This window comes from candidate division KSB1 bacterium (assembly GCA_034506255.1).
GTDB lineage: Bacteria > Zhuqueibacterota > Zhuqueibacteria > Zhuqueibacterales > Zhuqueibacteraceae > Coneutiohabitans > Coneutiohabitans thermophilus.
Map to the genome: position 1 here is coordinate 86,317 of JAPDPX010000008.1, position 15,037 is coordinate 101,353.

Sequence of the window (15,037 nt, forward strand, 5' to 3'; positions counted from 1 at the left end):
TTCAGTCTGCTCCCAAAACCGTTTCAATGTATTCCGCGGGATTGAGCAATTGCCCGGCCGCGCGTTCGGCCAGCGCAAACACCGGCTCGGCCAGCAGCCCAATCATCACCGTCAACACCGCGAGCGCCGTCACCGGTATCAACAGCCCGCGATAGCTGCGGTCGCCTGCCGTGCTTGCGGCCTGCCCGGCTTGCACCGGCTCCTCCTCTTGCCAAAAAGCAGCAGCCCAAATCTTCATCATGGAAAACACCGTCAGCAGGCTCACCGCCAATGCAGTGAAAACGATAAGATATTCTTGCGATTGCAATCCTGCTTTCACCAGCACGAATTTCGCCCAGAATCCGGAAAGAGGGGGCACACCTGCCAGCGACAAGGCCGGGATCAAAAACAGAATTGCCAGGCCGGGCGCGGCGCGGTAGAGGCCGCCCAATTGCTTAAGCTCGTAGCTGCCGCGCAGATGATGCACGGCGCCGGCCACCAGAAACAAGTTGGTCTTGACGATGATGTGATGGATCAAATAAAAGACCGTTCCCGCCAGCGCCAGGGGCGTGAACAGTGCCAGTCCCATAATCATGTAGCCGATCTGGCTGATGATGTGAAAGGAAAGAATGCGGCGGATTTCATGTTGTGCCGCGGCACCCAGCACGCCGGTGATCATGGTCAGGCCCGCGATCAGCAAAATGAGTTGATGGGTGAAGCCGGGCTGCTGCACGAACAACAGCGTGAACACGCGAATCAGGGCATACACGCCGACTTTGGTGAGCAGGCCGGCGAAGATCGCCGACACCGCAAGCGGCGGCGTGTGATAGGACGCCGGCAGCCAGAAAAACAGCGGAAACACCGCCGCCTTGATGCCGAAGGCCACCAGAAACAACATGGCCAGTGCCGGCACCAGCCCGGGCCGGTCGGGCAGGCTCAACTGGCGCGCGAGATCGGCCAGATTCAGGGTGCCGGCCACACCGTAGAGTATGCCGACCGCCGCAAGAAACAGGGCGGAGGACATCAAGTTGAGGGTGACATATTTGATCGCCCCCTCGAGCTGGGGCCGCTCGCCGCCCAGCGCCACCAGCACGAATGAGGCAATCAACAGGACTTCGAACCAAACATAGAGATTGAAGAGGTCGCCGGTGAGAAACGCGCCACACACGCCCATCAGTAAAATTTGCAGCAGGGGATAATAACCGAACGCTTCACGGCGGGCGTCGATGCAGAACAGGGAGTAGACGGCCACCGCCAGTCCCATCAAGCCGGCGAGCACAACCATGATGGCGCTGAGCAAATCGGCGACCAGGGTGATGCCAAAAGGCGCGGGCCAGTTGCCGATTTGTGTGGCTTGAATGCCGGCACGCCCAACCGCCACCAGCAGCCGGATGGCAGCCGCCAGCAAGGCCACCGCACCGGCGAGGTGCAAGCCGCGCTGCACGCGGGGGTTTTTCCCAAAAAACAGCGCGACGATCGCGGTGGCGAAGGGAATCAAAATGGGATAAACCAGCAAAGCATTCATGAACAGAGGTGATCCTTCTTCATCAAAGCAGATCCGCTCTGCAAGCCACCGGGACCGGCGGATCGTTGCATAGCGTGTCGACTCAGGTGTCGGTCGCTTTCATTTCGTCCAAATCATCGCTGCCCACGGTTTGATAAGCGCGTTTGAGCAGCACCAGGGCGAAGGCTTGCACGCCAAAACCGATGACGATGGCAGTCAAAATCAGGGCCTGCGGCAGTGGATCCGCAAACGGCTTGTCGGGGGTCAGGGCTCCGGGCAACACGATGGGCGGCCGGCCTGGGGTGAGGCGGCCCACCGTAAACACCAGCAGATTGGCGGCGTGACCGAGAATGGCGAGGCCGAGAATGAGCTTGACGAGGCTGCGCCGCAGCATCAAATACAAGCCGGCGGCATACAACCCGCCAATCACCACAGCCAGGACGGTCTCCATGGCACTCACTCCTCCGCCAGGTTGAGGATGATGGTCAGGATGATGCCCACCACCACCAGATAAACGCCGAGATCGAACAAAACCGGCGTGCCGACTTTTCCCAGAACCGGCACGGGCTGTTGGTACCAAAGCCCGGTCATGAACGGCCGTCCCTGCAGCAGGGAAAGCAGGCCGCTGCCCAGCGCCACCACCAGGCCCGCGCCGATCAATGTGCGCGGATCGACGCGCAGGGCCTGGCGCACTTTGGCGATGCCCTCGGCGATGGCGTAGAGCGCAAATGCGGCGGCTGCCACCAAACCGCCCACAAAACCGCCACCCGGCTCGTTGTGTCCACGAATGAGCAGGAAGACGGAGAACAACAGCAGCAACGGCAGCAGGGAACGCACGGCCACAGACAGAATCAATGAAGGCATGATCATCCCTCCTTGTCCTTTACCAGGCGCAACTTCAACAAAGCATAAACACCGACTGCCGCCACCGCCAGCACGGTGATTTCGCCGAGCGTATCCAGCCCGCGAAAATCCACGAGAATCACATTGACGATGTTGCGGCCGTTGGCGGCAGGCAAGCTGTTCTCGGCAAAGAAGCCGGTCAATCGCGAGCACAACGGCGCGGCAGTGACGGCCAGCACCAGCAGCGTCATCATGCCGCCGGCCGCCAGCGCGACCAGGGCGTCACGCAGGCGTGCACCCGGCCGCGAGAACTTGGCGAAGCGCGGCAGTTTGTAGAGCACCAGCACGAAAATGATGACGGAGAGCGTCTCGATCGCGAATTGCGTCATCGCCAAATCCGGCGCGCCATAGAGCACGAAAAGCAAGGCGATGCTGAAGCCGATGACCCCGAGTGCGGCCACCGCCGCCAGTCGCGAGCCGGCACGCACGACGGCGATCGCGGCCGCCAGCATGATCGCTGTGATGAGCCATTCATAAGATTGCGCCACGGGCAATGAGGGCAGAGGCGGCAGGGCGGCGCGGCTGACCAAAGCATAGCCGGTAAGCCCGATCGTGGTGAGGATGATCATGAGCAAATACGAACGCAAATAGCCGCTCTGCAGCAGGCGCGTTTGCCACTGAGCCAGACCATTGAGTCCCCGCAGCAACCATTCGTACCATTGCTGCGGACCAAGACGGGCCAGCCCGGACAAGGGTTGTGTCGCGCGCTGTAGCAGGCGCCGGAAAGAATAGAGCAACAGGCCGGACGCCACCGTGAGCACGCTCAGTGCCAGCACCGGGTTGATGCCATGCCACAGCGCCAGCTTGACCTCGGTGGCCTCGGCGCGCACGGCACTGACCGCGCCGACAATGAAGTACTGCGCAGTGGTGTCCGGCGCCAGGCCGATGATCAAACCCAAGATAGCCAGCGTCACCGGGCCGAGCCACAAAGTCACGGGCGCTTCGTGCGGCGTCTGCGGCATTGCCGTTTGGCGGCCAAAGAACGGCCGCAGCAACAGCCGGGCGGCAATCGCGACCAGCAGGACGTTGGCCAGCACACCGGCGCTGGTGATCCAGAAAGCCGCACGCGGGGCCTCGAGCTTGGCCTCGTAAAGCAGCTCTTTGCTGATGAAACCGAGCATGGGCGGCAGGCCTGCCATCGACAGCGCGGCCAGGGTCGCCGCCAGGGTGGTGAGCGGCATGAAGCGGCGCAACCCGCTCAGTTCACGCAGGTCACGTGTGGCGGTCTCATGATCGACCGCGCCGGCAATCATGAACAGGGCGCCCTTGTAGAAGCAATGCACGATCAAAAAAACCATGGCTGCCTTGGCCGCGAGCGTGGTATTGAGACCGAGCAGCAGGGTGAGGCCGCCCAGCGTGCTCACAGTGGTGTACGCCAGGATTTTTTTTAAGTCGGTCTGCGGAAAGGCGAGCAGGGCCCCGATGAGCATGGTCGCGGCACCGGCGAGCGTGACGAGATAGTGCCAGGCCTCGGTGCCGCCGAGAATCGGACTCAGGCGCGCGAGCAGATAGACACCGGCTTTCACCATCGTGGCGGAATGCAAATAGGCACTGACGGGCGCCGGTGCCGCCATGGCATTGGGCAGCCAGAAATGAAACGGCACTTGTGCCGATTTGGCAAATGCACCCGCCAGCACGAGCAACAGCAGCGGCAGATAAAGGGTGTGTCCGCGCACCAGGTCGCCGCGCTGCAGCAATTCGGAAAGCTCGAAGCTGCCGCCGATGTTGCCCAGCAGCAGCAGGCCGGCGAGCAGCGCCAAGCCGCCGCCGCCCGTCACCAGCAGCGCTTGCAAAGCAGCCTTGCGCGCCTCTTCCCGGTGATGATCAAACCCGATGAGCAGATAGGAACTCAGGCTGGTCAATTCCCAGAACACGAACAGGGTGATGAGATTGTCAGCCAGAACCACGCCCAGCATGGCAGCCATGAACAGCAGGAGGTAGAAGTAAAAACGTCCCAGCAGCGTATGCCCGGCGAGGTAGCCGCCCGCATAAATCAGAATCAACGCCCCGATGCCGGTAATGAGCACCGCAAACAGCAGCGACAGGCCGTCCAGCAGGAAGGAAAAACTGACCGCCAGGCTGGGCACCCAGTTTAATGAGAGTATCACGCTTTCGCCGGCAGCCACCCGGCCGGTGAGGCTCAGCAGGTAAATCAGCGCACCCGCCGGCAGGATCGCCAGTAACCAGCCGGTTGCCGGATGTTGCCAGAGCGTGCGCTGGCTTTGCCCGGCAAGCGATCCGGCGGGAGGGGCCTGGTCGAGGTGTGGCGGCATGTTCATCATCCGGTTGAGTCGATGGTTTCAGGTTTCGGGTGCGGGGTTTCCGCGCGAAGCGTGACCGGCGTCTGTGGCCGCGGCCAGAGCAGGGAGGCCAGAATCGCGACCAACAGGATGGCAGCCACCACGCTCAGCGACACGCCGATGGGAATTTTGTAGAAATCCACCAGCATCATCTTGACGCCCACGAAGGTGAGAATGGCAGCCAGGCCATAGTTCAAATAGTGAAACAGCGGCATGATGCCGGCCAGGGCAAAATAGAGTGAGCGCAGCCCCAAAATCGCAAAGACGTTGGAAGTGTAGACGATGAAAGGGTCCAGCGTGATCGCGAGAATGGCGGGGATGGAATCGACGGCAAAGATCAAATCCGTGGTCTCCACCAGCAGGAGTACGACGAACAGCGGCGTGGCCAAATAGCGCCCGGCTGGCCTGACGAAGAAGGCGCCGCCGTGATAGCGATCGGTGACCGGCATGACCCTGCGGAACAGGCGCAGGACCGGATTTTTTTCCGGGTGAATTTCCTTGTCTTTCTGCCACGCCATTTTCACGCCGGTCAAAATGAGAAAGACGCCAAAAATATAAATGATCCAGTGAAAGCGTTCGATCAACGCCACCCCGGAGACGATAAAAATGGCGCGCATCACCAGCGCGCCGAGAATCCCCCAAAACAGGACCTTGTGTTGATAGAGAGCCGGTACGCCAAAATAGGCAAAAATCATGAGGAAGACAAAGATATTGTCCACGCTCAGCGATTTCTCGATGAGATAGCCGGTGAGAAATTCCAGCGCGACCTTCTGCCCCTGCCAAAAATAGATGCCCAGGTTGAACAGCAGCGCCAGCGCGATCCACACCACGCTCCACAGCAGCGCCTCCTTTGTCTTGACGACGTGCGCCTTGCGATGAAACACGCCCAGGTCCAGGGCGAGCATCAATAACACAAACAGATTGAAACCAACCCACAACAAAATCTGATCCGACATACCGGCTCCTTCGTGAAACCTCTGGTGGCAAAAAACGGCGCGCGTGATAGTAATTGACGCTGCTCCCTCTGACGAATCGCATGCAATTAGAAATCGAAAATATCACCCAGAAACGACTTGCGCTTGCGCGGGTAGCGCCCCGCGTGATCATCGTCATGATCGTGGCGCCGGCGGCGATCATCATCATCGTCGTCGTGATCGTTACGATCCCGGTCCGGCATAGCGGCCGCCGGGCGTGCGATGATTTTGTCCAGCTCGCCACGATCGAGCCACACCCCGCGGCATTGCGGACAGTAGTCGATTTCAACCCCCTGCCGGTCTGCCATTTTCAATTCGATTTTGCAAACAGGACATTGCTTGGACCACCTCGCTTTGCTTTTCAGTCAGAAGGAAACCATAAAATTGCCCCGGACGGAGCGCAGGCCGGGGCAACGTGACAACTGCAACCAGAATTTTGCACAGGCAGCGCCATGCCAACAGGCTGCCCGTTTTTTTTAAACCACACCGTCGCGTGATCACTCCGCCGTTCCCGGCGGGAGACATGCATTTTGAACTGCCCCGCGGTGCCGGCCACAGCCGGACATCCCGGCGCCGGCCTCAGTACAGCCGCATGTTCTCCAGCCGCGCGATGCGCTCTTCCATCGGCGGGTGGGTGCTGAACAGGTTGAGCAGCGTGCCACCACCGCTGAGCGGACTGACGATGAACATGTGTGCTGTCGCCGGTGTGGCCGCCAGTGGAATCTGCTGGGCGGCGACATGCAATTTGCGCAGCGCACCGGAGAGGTAACGCGGGTTGCCCGCGATGCGCGCGCCTTCCTCATCGGCCAGATATTCGCGGCTGCGGCTGATCGCCATCTGGATCAACATCGCGGCAATGGGGGCAACGATGATGGCGACCAGGGCGACCAGGGGATTCTGCCCCTCCTCTTCGTCGTTGCGGCCGCCACCGAAGAGCATTGCCCATTGCGCCATGTTGGCAATCATGCTGATGGCACCGGCAATGGTGGCGGCAATCGTGCCGATCAGAATGTCGCGGTGCTTGATGTGCGCCAGCTCATGGCCGATCACGCCCGCCAGCTCATCTCGGTTGAGAATGCGCATGATGCCCTCGGTGACCGCCACCGCAGAGTGTTCCGGATTGCGGCCGGTGGCAAAGGCGTTGGGCTGCTCGCCGGGGATGACATAAACCTTGGGCATCGGCAGGCTGGCGCGCGTCGCCAGCGACCGCACAATACTGTACAGGGCCGGATGATCAACCTCGCGCACCTCCTGCGCGCCGTACATCTTCAGCACGATCTTGTCGCTGAACCAGTAACTGAAGAAGTTCATCGCCAGTGCCAGACCAAAGGCGATGAACATGCCCGTTTGTCCGCCGAGCGCCTTGCCGATGACGACGAACAGCGCCGTCAGGCCGGCCATGAGCATGAAGGTCTTGACTCTATTCATGGCATTTTTCCCTTTCAATTTCAATACTTTTGTTCAGGGTGACGACTGCGAAACGCATGCCGTCCGGCCCGAGCGCGGATACGAGGTCACGCACTTCGCAGCCTGTGATTTCCTCCAAACGTTCCTTCAACAGCCATTTCACGCTTTCGAACTGCTGGCTTTTGAATTGGTGAAAGAGACGCCAGTCGGTCTCATTGCGGGCGAGTGCCCGTTCACCCGGAGCAAAGCAGTCGCTGGCACGCACCGTCACCAGATTACCGGACAGAAAGGTTTCGACCGCAGCCGCGTGCTCGCCCAACTGCTGGTTGAGAAAATCAGCAACCAGCGCGCTGATCTGCCGCGCCAGTGCTGCCGTGGCGTTGTTCATTTCCGCACTCCCTGCTGCAGGGTCCAAAAAAAAGCCGGCACCCGAATTCCGGTTTGAATCCGAGCGCCGGCCTACTGTTAGCTTACTGTCTTGTCCTGAAGACGGTACTCTATTCCGTCTGCCCGCGGGTCAAAATTTTCATTGCACGCAAGCCTGTCAAACGGCCGCTCGCTGTTCTTGACAGTCGAGATGTCATTTGCCCGGTTTGCGACCAATGAGACGATGGGATGACGGAGAAAGTTGTACGCCGCGCCCCATTATTTTCGCAGCTCCTCCTCCAAGTTTTTGTTCAGGCAAAAAACAAAAATCCGTTCTCCGGTCTTGGAGCTGATGTCGGTATGCAGAGTGACGATCCGTGCGCCCGTCTTTTCAAAAATGATCTGCTCCAACAAGGGGCGGGCGCTTTCAATCAACCGCATGCGAACCTGCTTGATCACTTGGGCGCCGTCGCGCTCGCCGGCCAGTCTCTCCTCCGCCAGGGTCAGAACGCCGTGCAGACGACTGAGGATCATGTCTTGAATGATGAAGCTGCGGGCTGCGCGCGGGCCGCGGCCGAGATACTCCCGCTCGAATTGCGTCATGGCCGCGCTGATGTCGGCCTCGATCTGGCCTTTGGTTTTGTTGCTGTGCATGACGTTGAAGCTGTCGTGGCACTGAGTTTCCAGCTATGGTCGCAATATAATCGCCGCCGGTCAGAGATGCAAGAGGTGCGACAAGCGGCTGCCGGAACAGGCCGGATAAAACAGTGTCTGTCCCCAAAACGTTCCGACTCCGGCTGAAACGGCGTTTTTCGAAAGCTGGCGGTCGTGAAGCCGCGCCAGCGTTTGCGACAACGGCCAGGCTGTGGCAGCAGCGTTTTCTCAAAACCTCGCGATTGCGCACAGCCGAAACCAGATTACGCCGCAGACCCTCTCCCGCCCGCGAAGGTTTGGCAGCATCGACCGCCAGCCCGTCCGGGTGGCAAACGACATGTCTGTGTTGCGCTTTGGGGTGAAACCCCTTTGCCAAGCCGTCATTCGTCAGTGATGCCCGGCGGCCGGCGCGACCGTCGCAGCGTCAGCAGCACGTTCTCGTCGAACCAGCGGATGTTGCCCAAGTCGCGATAATGCAGGCGTAGGCGGCGTTCAAACTCCCGCAACGCGCGGTTGAACTCGTTCTGCTCATACAAGCAGAAGGTGGAATAGTGGCGTTGCCGGACGCGCCGGCGCAGCTCCGGCAGATCGCACACCCGCTCGAATTTGAAAAACTCCACGGCTTGCAACTGCAGGTGAGATTGCTGATTGATGAGGCGCCGCAATTCGTCCAGCTCATACAAGCGCGTCTCTTTTTGGCTGAAGCCGGGGAAGTATTTGCCCCAAATAGTGCGGCGGTTTTGGCTGCGCAGCCGGGTGTAGATGAAGAGATGACCCCGGTCGCGCAGCACGCGCCGGACCTCGTTCAGGAACAGACCGAGCTTGAAATGGTGGATGGCATTGAACGTAAACAGACAATGCAGGGAGGCGGCGGGCAGCGGCAACTTATGGGCATCGGCATGAATGACGGCAAAGTTGTGCACGTTGTGCTGCTGGAGGTAGGCGCGCAACTCACGCAACATCGCCGGGCTGGCATCGAAGCAATAGAGCTGCAGCCGGCCACCGAGCTGCTCGAACAATTTCAAATCATACCGGCCGGCGCCGCAGCCGACATCGGCGGCCATGATTTCCGGCAGCGTCTGCAGCCCTTCGGCGATGTAAGTGATGGGCGCCAGATCGGTTAGACGCAGATCGCGGTAACGCGGCGCGATCTGCAAGAAATGATGTTGAATGTTTTGCATGTGCGTCCTCCGCTGGGATGAGGATGATGATCGTCGTCCCCTCCGTTGTTCCGGGAAAGGCGAACAAGCTTTTCAGGCTTTGAAGGTGAGATGACATGACCCATTCCACTCACCCGTGGGTGCGGTCGGAAGGTACGGTCATCGAATCGGCACAAGGCAATGGAATCGCCCGGACGCAGCAGGGTTGCACGCGCATCCTCCGGGGCTCGCCGTCCTCATGGCGCCATCATGAGCATCCGGGCGATCTCTCATTTATGGAAAAGGGAGGAAAAACTGTGCGGCATTCAGCTCGCCCACCAGCCCATTACCATCAGAAACAGGAAAAGGATCGCGAAGACCAGCAGAACCCAAATGCCATCGACTTGTTTCTGCTCTGACAGTTGTGACTGGGCAGGGCCGTTTTCCGGCATGAATTTGATCCCGGCGTGGTTTAGTTCTGTTCCGCAGTTTTCTGCGGGCTTGGCGGCCGCGCGATTTTTGTGCTTGCTCATTTCATCTACTCGATTTGGAAGGGTAATAGAGTCAGCTTGGCCAAATTCAGTGCCTCTGCCGCAGTGAGTATAGCATGCAGTCGTCCACCGGAACTCCTGTCAGGGCGACTCGCCCGACCGGGCACAGGCAGGGCCGCAGCTCATCCGGATGGGTTGGTTGTCCGCCATCCCGGCTTGCGCCAGACTTGTGACTGACTGGCGGGCGCCAACGCAACGCGGCAGCGCATTAAGGCATCCTGCAGAAGCGGGATTGTGCTCTGGGGTGTGGGAACGACACACGCGATGCCGTCTGATGACCGGCAACAGCTCATCCCACCGCCGAAACAATCACGGCAGAGTGGCAAACCCGTCATTGCTCGTCATGCGGGAAATCGCTCAGGCAAGAGCAGGCGGGGAAATATCGCTCAGGGTAAGCGTTTTGAAGAGGTCGAGGATGTTGCGGCCGATGCCGAAACAAAGCACTTCACAGTGAGTCGTGGGAGGCGGGGACTGGCGTTGTTTATCCTGCAGCACCAGGCGGGAGAGCCACACCACCCAATAGCGCAAATTGAGGCGCAGGCGCAATTCCATGAAGAGAAAGGGAACGGTGTGCGCGCTGCGGCAGAAGCGCAGCAGGCCGCTGCAAAATCCGATCTGCTGCCCGAGAAGAAAGGCGGTTGCCAGGCCGGCCTTGCTGAACAGCACCAGTGTCAGCGGCTTGAGCCCTGCCAGCAGGATGGTTGCAAAGGAGTGCAGCATGACTGCCATGGATCAAACAAGGGTAACGGTTTGCAGGTCGCGCGTCGGTGTTTTGTTGTTCCAGATACGAATTCCCGTGCCGAATGTCAAGCACTTCATGCCGCGCCGGGAAAAAAGATTCAAATGGCGCGCATCAGAAGCAAAGCCGCCGGCGGTGGGCAGAGGAGGGTGTGCGTGGCTGCCTCTGTCACGCCGCCGGAAAAGCTGCATGTCTGTAACATTTGCTTTGTTTTCACGTGAAAGCCGTTGTATTTTGTCGGCGCTGTATTCGCCCCTGCCCGGTTCATGACCGCTTTGGATTTGGAGATTTCATGAACTTCCCGTCGCCTTCGCGTTGGCTGATTCTTGGTTTGCCGGCCCTGGCCGGCCTGGCCCTCGCCATTTATTGCATGCCCAGAATCAATCCCCTCTTTGCCGCGAATGTGCGTCTCGACAAAAGCCGGGCGCGCGCCGTGGCGGATTCCTGTCTGCAGCGCTACAACTTTTCGGTTTCCGGATTTTATTGTGACGAGATTTTTGTGTATGACGGCTCGGCGCTGGAATATCTGATGAGCCGGTTCGGCGTGCTGCCCATCATGGAACAGTCCCGTGCCGGGCAATTGCCCACGGCCAATTGGCAATTCGACTACTATCGCAACGTCCCCAAGGATCAGCAGCGGGAAACCTACCGTGTGCGCGTCTCCACTTCCGGCGAGTTATTGAGCTTCCTGCATGTGCTGCCGGACTCCATGTCAGCCGACACCTTGAGCAGCGCGGTGGCAGCGCAACGGGCACACCAGGTGCTGTCCGGCTGGCGCGGCATCATGGCGGAGCAGTTCACACTGGAACAATCGACGCACACGCAAAAGTTGCGGCGTACTGATCATCGCCTGGTATTCGCCCGCCGTGCTGCCAACCTGGGGGAAGCGGTGGAAGTGGTGGAAGTGCATTTCGCCGGCACCGCGCTTGCCGGCGTGGTGCGCTACCTGCGCGATCCCCAGGATTTCGTCACCGCCTCGGGCGTGGTCAGTTCGGCCAACATTTTGTTGAACAGCATGTCGGTAATGGTTTATGTGCTTCTGCTGTTCGCTTCTTTGATTGCCTTCCTGCGCAAATATCACGAGGGGGAAATCGGAGTGCGCACCGGCCTGGGGCTCGCCGGCATTTTGCTGTTTGTGCAGCTGCTGCAGGCGCTCAACAGTTGGGATCGCCTGGGGGTGGGGGTTGGCTTCGGGCAAATCAGCCATCTGTACACCAAATTCATTCAACTCGGGGTGTCCACCGCCTTCGGCTACCTCCTGATCGCCCTGATGGTGCTGGCGAGCTGGACCGTGGGCGAACAAATTCTCCGCGCGGAGGCCCCGCGGCTGCTGGCCGGGGTGGACAGCATCTTCAACCGCAAGTGGTTCACCAAAAATATCGGGCGGGAGTTGCCGGTCGGTTTTGCCTATGGCCTGATCCTGCTCGGCCTGGTGCAGGGCCTGACTTTTCTCATGATCGAACATCTCGGCGTGTTGCCGCGCTTGAGCGGCGGCGGGCCCTCCCTGCACGATCAAACGCTGCCCGTCTTTGGCATGCTCGCCAACATGTTGACGGCCGCTTTGTTCAGCGAACTGGTTTTTCGCCTGTTTTTGATTACGACGCTGCGCCGCCTGGTAAAAGCGACTGGTGTGGCGATCGTGATCGCGGCGGTCTTTGACGGACTGTTTCAAGTCTTTTTCAATGACATCTACAATCTGCGGCCCTCCTATTTCATGCTGGTGCCCGGCATTGCGACCGCTTTACTCCAGGGCTTTATCTTCTGGCGCCATGGCCTGCTGGCCGCCATGACCTCCGCGGCCCTGCTGGCGGCCGCGTATACCATCGGCCCACTCCTGGGCAGCGCAGCACCTTTCTTTGTGGGGAATGCCCTCGCCGGCATTGCCGTGCTCACCGCATTGCCGGTTCTGGGCATAGCCAGCGCCCTGCGTGGCCGGGAATTCGAGTTCACGCCGGCAGCGGAGCCGCCGCACATTCGCCGCATCAAGGAACGTGTGCGCCTGCAGAAAGAACTCGAAATCGCGCATCGCGTGCAGCTCGGCCTGCTGCCCAAACAACCGCCGCGGGTGCCGGGCTTCGACATTGCCGGACTGTGTGTGCCGGCGCTGGAAGTGGGCGGCGATTATTTTGATTTTGTCGAATTGCAGGAGGGCAAACTCGGCATAGCCGTCGGCGATGTCTCCGGCAAGGGCATTCCCGCCGCCATTTACATGACGCTCACCAAGGGCATCCTGCAGTCGCATGCCGGTGAAGAAAGCTCGCCCAAACAGGTGTTGAGCAAAGTCAACAACCTGATGTATCGCACCATCGAGCGCAATTGGTACGTCAGCATGTTCTACGCCGTGCTCGACAGCCGGCGCAGTGTGCTGCGCTTTGCGCGTGCCGGCCATAATCCCGCCATTATCTTCCGCAGCGGAGAAAGCCAGGCACGGTTGCTGCAAACCGCCGGCCTCGGCCTCGGCCTCGACCCCGGCGAGGTCTTCACCCGCACGCTGGTCGAGGGTGAATTGCAGATGTCGCCCGGTGACACCCTGGTGCTCTACACCGACGGCTTCACCGAGGCCATGAACCGCCAGCAGGAGGAATTTGGCGAAGAGCGCTTCCTGCAATTGCTGCAACGGCATCAATACAGTTCCGCCGAAGCCCTGGTCCATTACATCCTCCAGGAAGTCAGGGCATTCGCCGGCGATCATCCCCAGCACGATGACATGACGCTGGTGGTATTGAAAGCGATCTGAGCCGCCGCGCCGGCACCGCAAGGTTCGGCACAGGCCGGCGCCATTGCCCGTCTGCCCGCGAGACGTCCGGACCATCGCCGGCGCAAGCTGCAATCGAACGCCGGCTTCCCTGCCGTGTGAGTCGCAGCGCCTCCTTTTCCCGCAACGGCCGGCGCCGAAAAAATTCCCGAACGAAAAATGGCCGCGTGCCGGCGCGGCTTTCCGGCAAACCGGTCCGGGCCGCAACGCCGCGCCATCGTCGGTGGTGCAGCTTGCAGGGAAGGCAAAAGTTTCGCACATTGCGCCGCGCCGCACAGCGCGGGGTGCGCGCGCTTTCAATAAATTTGCCAGGCAAGTGCAGGGCACACCCAGCATGAAGGGAGAGGATCGCATGACACGAGGGACATGGCGAATCAGCACTGTGATGCTTGTGGCGGTGATCGTGGCAGGGCCGCAGACCCGCAGCCAGACCACCGCCGCTCCGCCGGCGCTGGAGGAGTTGCAGCGTCAAATTGAAGAGCTGAAGCAGGCGCATGCCGCGGACCTGGAGGAGTTGCGGGCACAAATCGAGCAACTCGAACAGCGCCTTGCCGCAGCCAGCCGGCCGGCAAACCTCACGCCCCAGTCGGCCAACGTGTTCAATCCCCGCCTGACTGTCTTCGGCAATTTCCTCGGCCGTTTCGACAATCAAACCGTGATGCTCGACGAAGGGGAGCGCATCGACAACCGCTTCAATCTGCGCGAGGTCGAGATCGACCTGCGTGCGGCGATCGATCCCTGGGCCGATGGGTTTCTCATCGTCGCGGTGGAAGCCGAGGCGCCCAATCAATTCACCACCGGCATCGAAGAGGGGTATCTTGTGCTCAAGAAGCTGCCGCTGCTCAATACTGCACCGCTCGGTCTGAAGCTGAAAGCCGGCCGCTACCGCCCCGAGTTCGGCCGTTTCAACAAAATCCATTTGCACGATCTGCCGCAGACTTCCTACCCGCGTGCGCTGACCACTTTTCTCGGCGAAGAGGGCTTCATCCAAAACGGCCTGTCGGCGCAATTCTTCCTGCCGACGCCGGGCACGGCCAACACGCTGGAAGCCACCCTCGATTTGTTGAACGGCGGCAATTTGCCGATCGCCGCGGAAAATGCCGGTGATCATCTCGCGGGCCTGGCCCACCTCAAGTGGTTTTGGGAGCCCGCCGCCGGCCATGATCTGGAGTTGGGCGCAAGCGGCTATTGGGGCAAAGCCGGCGGCGGGCAGGGTTTGCACAGCCGGCTGTACGGCTTCGACCTCACTTACAAGTGGAAACCCAAAGCCCGCGGCGAATGGCATTCGTTTCTGCTCGGCGGCGAGTTGTATTGGACGAAATACAACCTGGCGGATGATGAACGGCCGGGCCGCCGGCCGCTCGGCGGTTACGCCTGGTCGCAATACCAGTTCAATCGCCGCACCTATCTGGGCGTGCGCGCCGATTTTGCCGAGGCGCTCGGCCGCAGCAAACAGCAGACGCGCGCCTACGCCGCCTTTTTGAGTTACTACACCACGGAATACCTGCGGCTGCGCCTGGGGTGGGAGCATGTCAGAAGCGATCTTGAAGGGGACGGCCGCAACACGGCCATGCTCGAAATCAACTTCGTGTTCGGCGCGCATCCCGCCGAGCCCTATTGGGTAAATCGCTGACCTGCGCCAACGCCCGGACAGTCGGCTCAGACCCGGCGGCGCGTTTCGTCGCGCAGCCTTCCACTTTCCCAGGAAGGTGAGCGCGAGGCCGCACGCCTGCATCTGTGCGAACAGGTCAATTTTTTGAGGATAA

Annotated in this window: 15 protein-coding genes; 3 read left to right on the plus strand and 12 right to left on the minus strand. The window is 60.3% G+C overall.

Annotation, left to right across the window (positions count from 1 at the left end):
- Position 1 precedes the first annotated feature (1 nt).
- The 12 genes from ONB52_16910 to ONB52_16965 all read right to left on the minus strand — a co-directional run bounded on the left by ONB52_16910 (position 2) and on the right by ONB52_16965 (position 10,497).
- Positions 2-1,504: a Na+/H+ antiporter subunit D gene (locus ONB52_16910; GenBank protein ID MDZ7417815.1), complete on the minus strand. Its 1,503-nt coding sequence runs from the start codon at positions 1,502-1,504 to the stop codon at positions 2-4.
- 82 nt (positions 1,505-1,586) lie between these two features.
- Positions 1,587-1,934 carry a Na+/H+ antiporter subunit C gene (locus tag ONB52_16915; protein ID MDZ7417816.1) on the minus strand — a complete coding sequence of 116 codons (348 nt, stop codon included), beginning with the start codon at positions 1,932-1,934 and terminating at the stop codon, positions 1,587-1,589.
- A 5-nt stretch (positions 1,935-1,939) separates the two neighbouring features.
- Positions 1,940-2,353 (minus strand): Na+/H+ antiporter subunit B, encoded by a 414-nt coding sequence (locus ONB52_16920; protein MDZ7417817.1) that lies wholly within the window; start codon positions 2,351-2,353, stop codon positions 1,940-1,942.
- Positions 2,350-4,659: a putative monovalent cation/H+ antiporter subunit A gene (locus ONB52_16925; protein ID MDZ7417818.1), complete on the minus strand. Its 2,310-nt coding sequence runs from the start codon at positions 4,657-4,659 to the stop codon at positions 2,350-2,352. Before ONB52_16925 ends, ONB52_16920 begins: the two co-directional genes overlap by 4 nt.
- A 5-nt stretch (positions 4,660-4,664) precedes the next feature.
- On the minus strand, positions 4,665-5,642 hold the full coding sequence (locus ONB52_16930) for a TerC family protein (protein ID MDZ7417819.1): 978 nt from the start codon (positions 5,640-5,642) through the stop codon (positions 4,665-4,667).
- Between the two features lie 86 nt (positions 5,643-5,728).
- Positions 5,729-5,968 (minus strand): zf-TFIIB domain-containing protein, encoded by a 240-nt coding sequence (locus ONB52_16935; protein MDZ7417820.1) that lies wholly within the window; start codon positions 5,966-5,968, stop codon positions 5,729-5,731.
- Between the two features lie 271 nt (positions 5,969-6,239).
- Positions 6,240-7,088 carry a zinc metalloprotease HtpX gene (gene htpX / locus ONB52_16940; protein ID MDZ7417821.1) on the minus strand — a complete coding sequence of 283 codons (849 nt, stop codon included), beginning with the start codon at positions 7,086-7,088 and terminating at the stop codon, positions 6,240-6,242.
- A complete protein-coding gene (locus ONB52_16945; protein MDZ7417822.1) occupies positions 7,081-7,455 on the minus strand; it encodes a DUF2294 domain-containing protein in 375 nt (124 codons plus the stop codon). Before ONB52_16945 ends, htpX begins: the two co-directional genes overlap by 8 nt.
- Positions 7,456-7,712: 257 nt before the next feature.
- On the minus strand, positions 7,713-8,036 hold the full coding sequence (locus ONB52_16950; protein ID MDZ7417823.1) for a DUF2294 domain-containing protein: 324 nt from the start codon (positions 8,034-8,036) through the stop codon (positions 7,713-7,715).
- A gap of 431 nt (positions 8,037-8,467) precedes the next feature.
- Entirely contained in the window at positions 8,468-9,268 is an 801-nt protein-coding gene (locus tag ONB52_16955) for a class I SAM-dependent methyltransferase (GenBank protein MDZ7417824.1), read from the minus strand.
- 284 nt (positions 9,269-9,552) lie between these two features.
- Positions 9,553-9,759, minus strand: coding sequence for a hypothetical protein (locus ONB52_16960; GenBank protein MDZ7417825.1), 207 nt, complete (start codon positions 9,757-9,759; stop codon positions 9,553-9,555).
- A gap of 375 nt (positions 9,760-10,134) precedes the next feature.
- The gene (locus ONB52_16965; GenBank protein ID MDZ7417826.1) at positions 10,135-10,497 is read right to left on the minus strand and encodes a hypothetical protein; all 363 of its coding nucleotides are present in this window, start codon (positions 10,495-10,497) and stop codon (positions 10,135-10,137) included.
- On the opposite strand from ONB52_16965, the gene ONB52_16970 reads away from it, so the two are divergent.
- The 3 genes from ONB52_16970 (at position 10,496) to ONB52_16980 (ending at position 14,904) form a co-directional block, all read left to right on the plus strand.
- Positions 10,496-10,786: a hypothetical protein gene (locus tag ONB52_16970; protein MDZ7417827.1), complete on the plus strand. Its 291-nt coding sequence runs from the start codon at positions 10,496-10,498 to the stop codon at positions 10,784-10,786. The two genes, ONB52_16965 and ONB52_16970, sit on opposite strands and share 2 nt — an antisense overlap.
- Before the next feature lie 22 nt (positions 10,787-10,808).
- The gene (locus ONB52_16975) at positions 10,809-13,253 is read left to right on the plus strand and encodes a PP2C family protein-serine/threonine phosphatase (GenBank protein ID MDZ7417828.1); all 2,445 of its coding nucleotides are present in this window, start codon (positions 10,809-10,811) and stop codon (positions 13,251-13,253) included.
- 370 nt (positions 13,254-13,623) lie between these two features.
- Complete coding sequence (locus tag ONB52_16980; GenBank protein MDZ7417829.1) at positions 13,624-14,904, plus strand: hypothetical protein; 1,281 nt, start codon at positions 13,624-13,626, stop codon at positions 14,902-14,904.
- Positions 14,905-15,037: the final 133 nt, after the last annotated feature.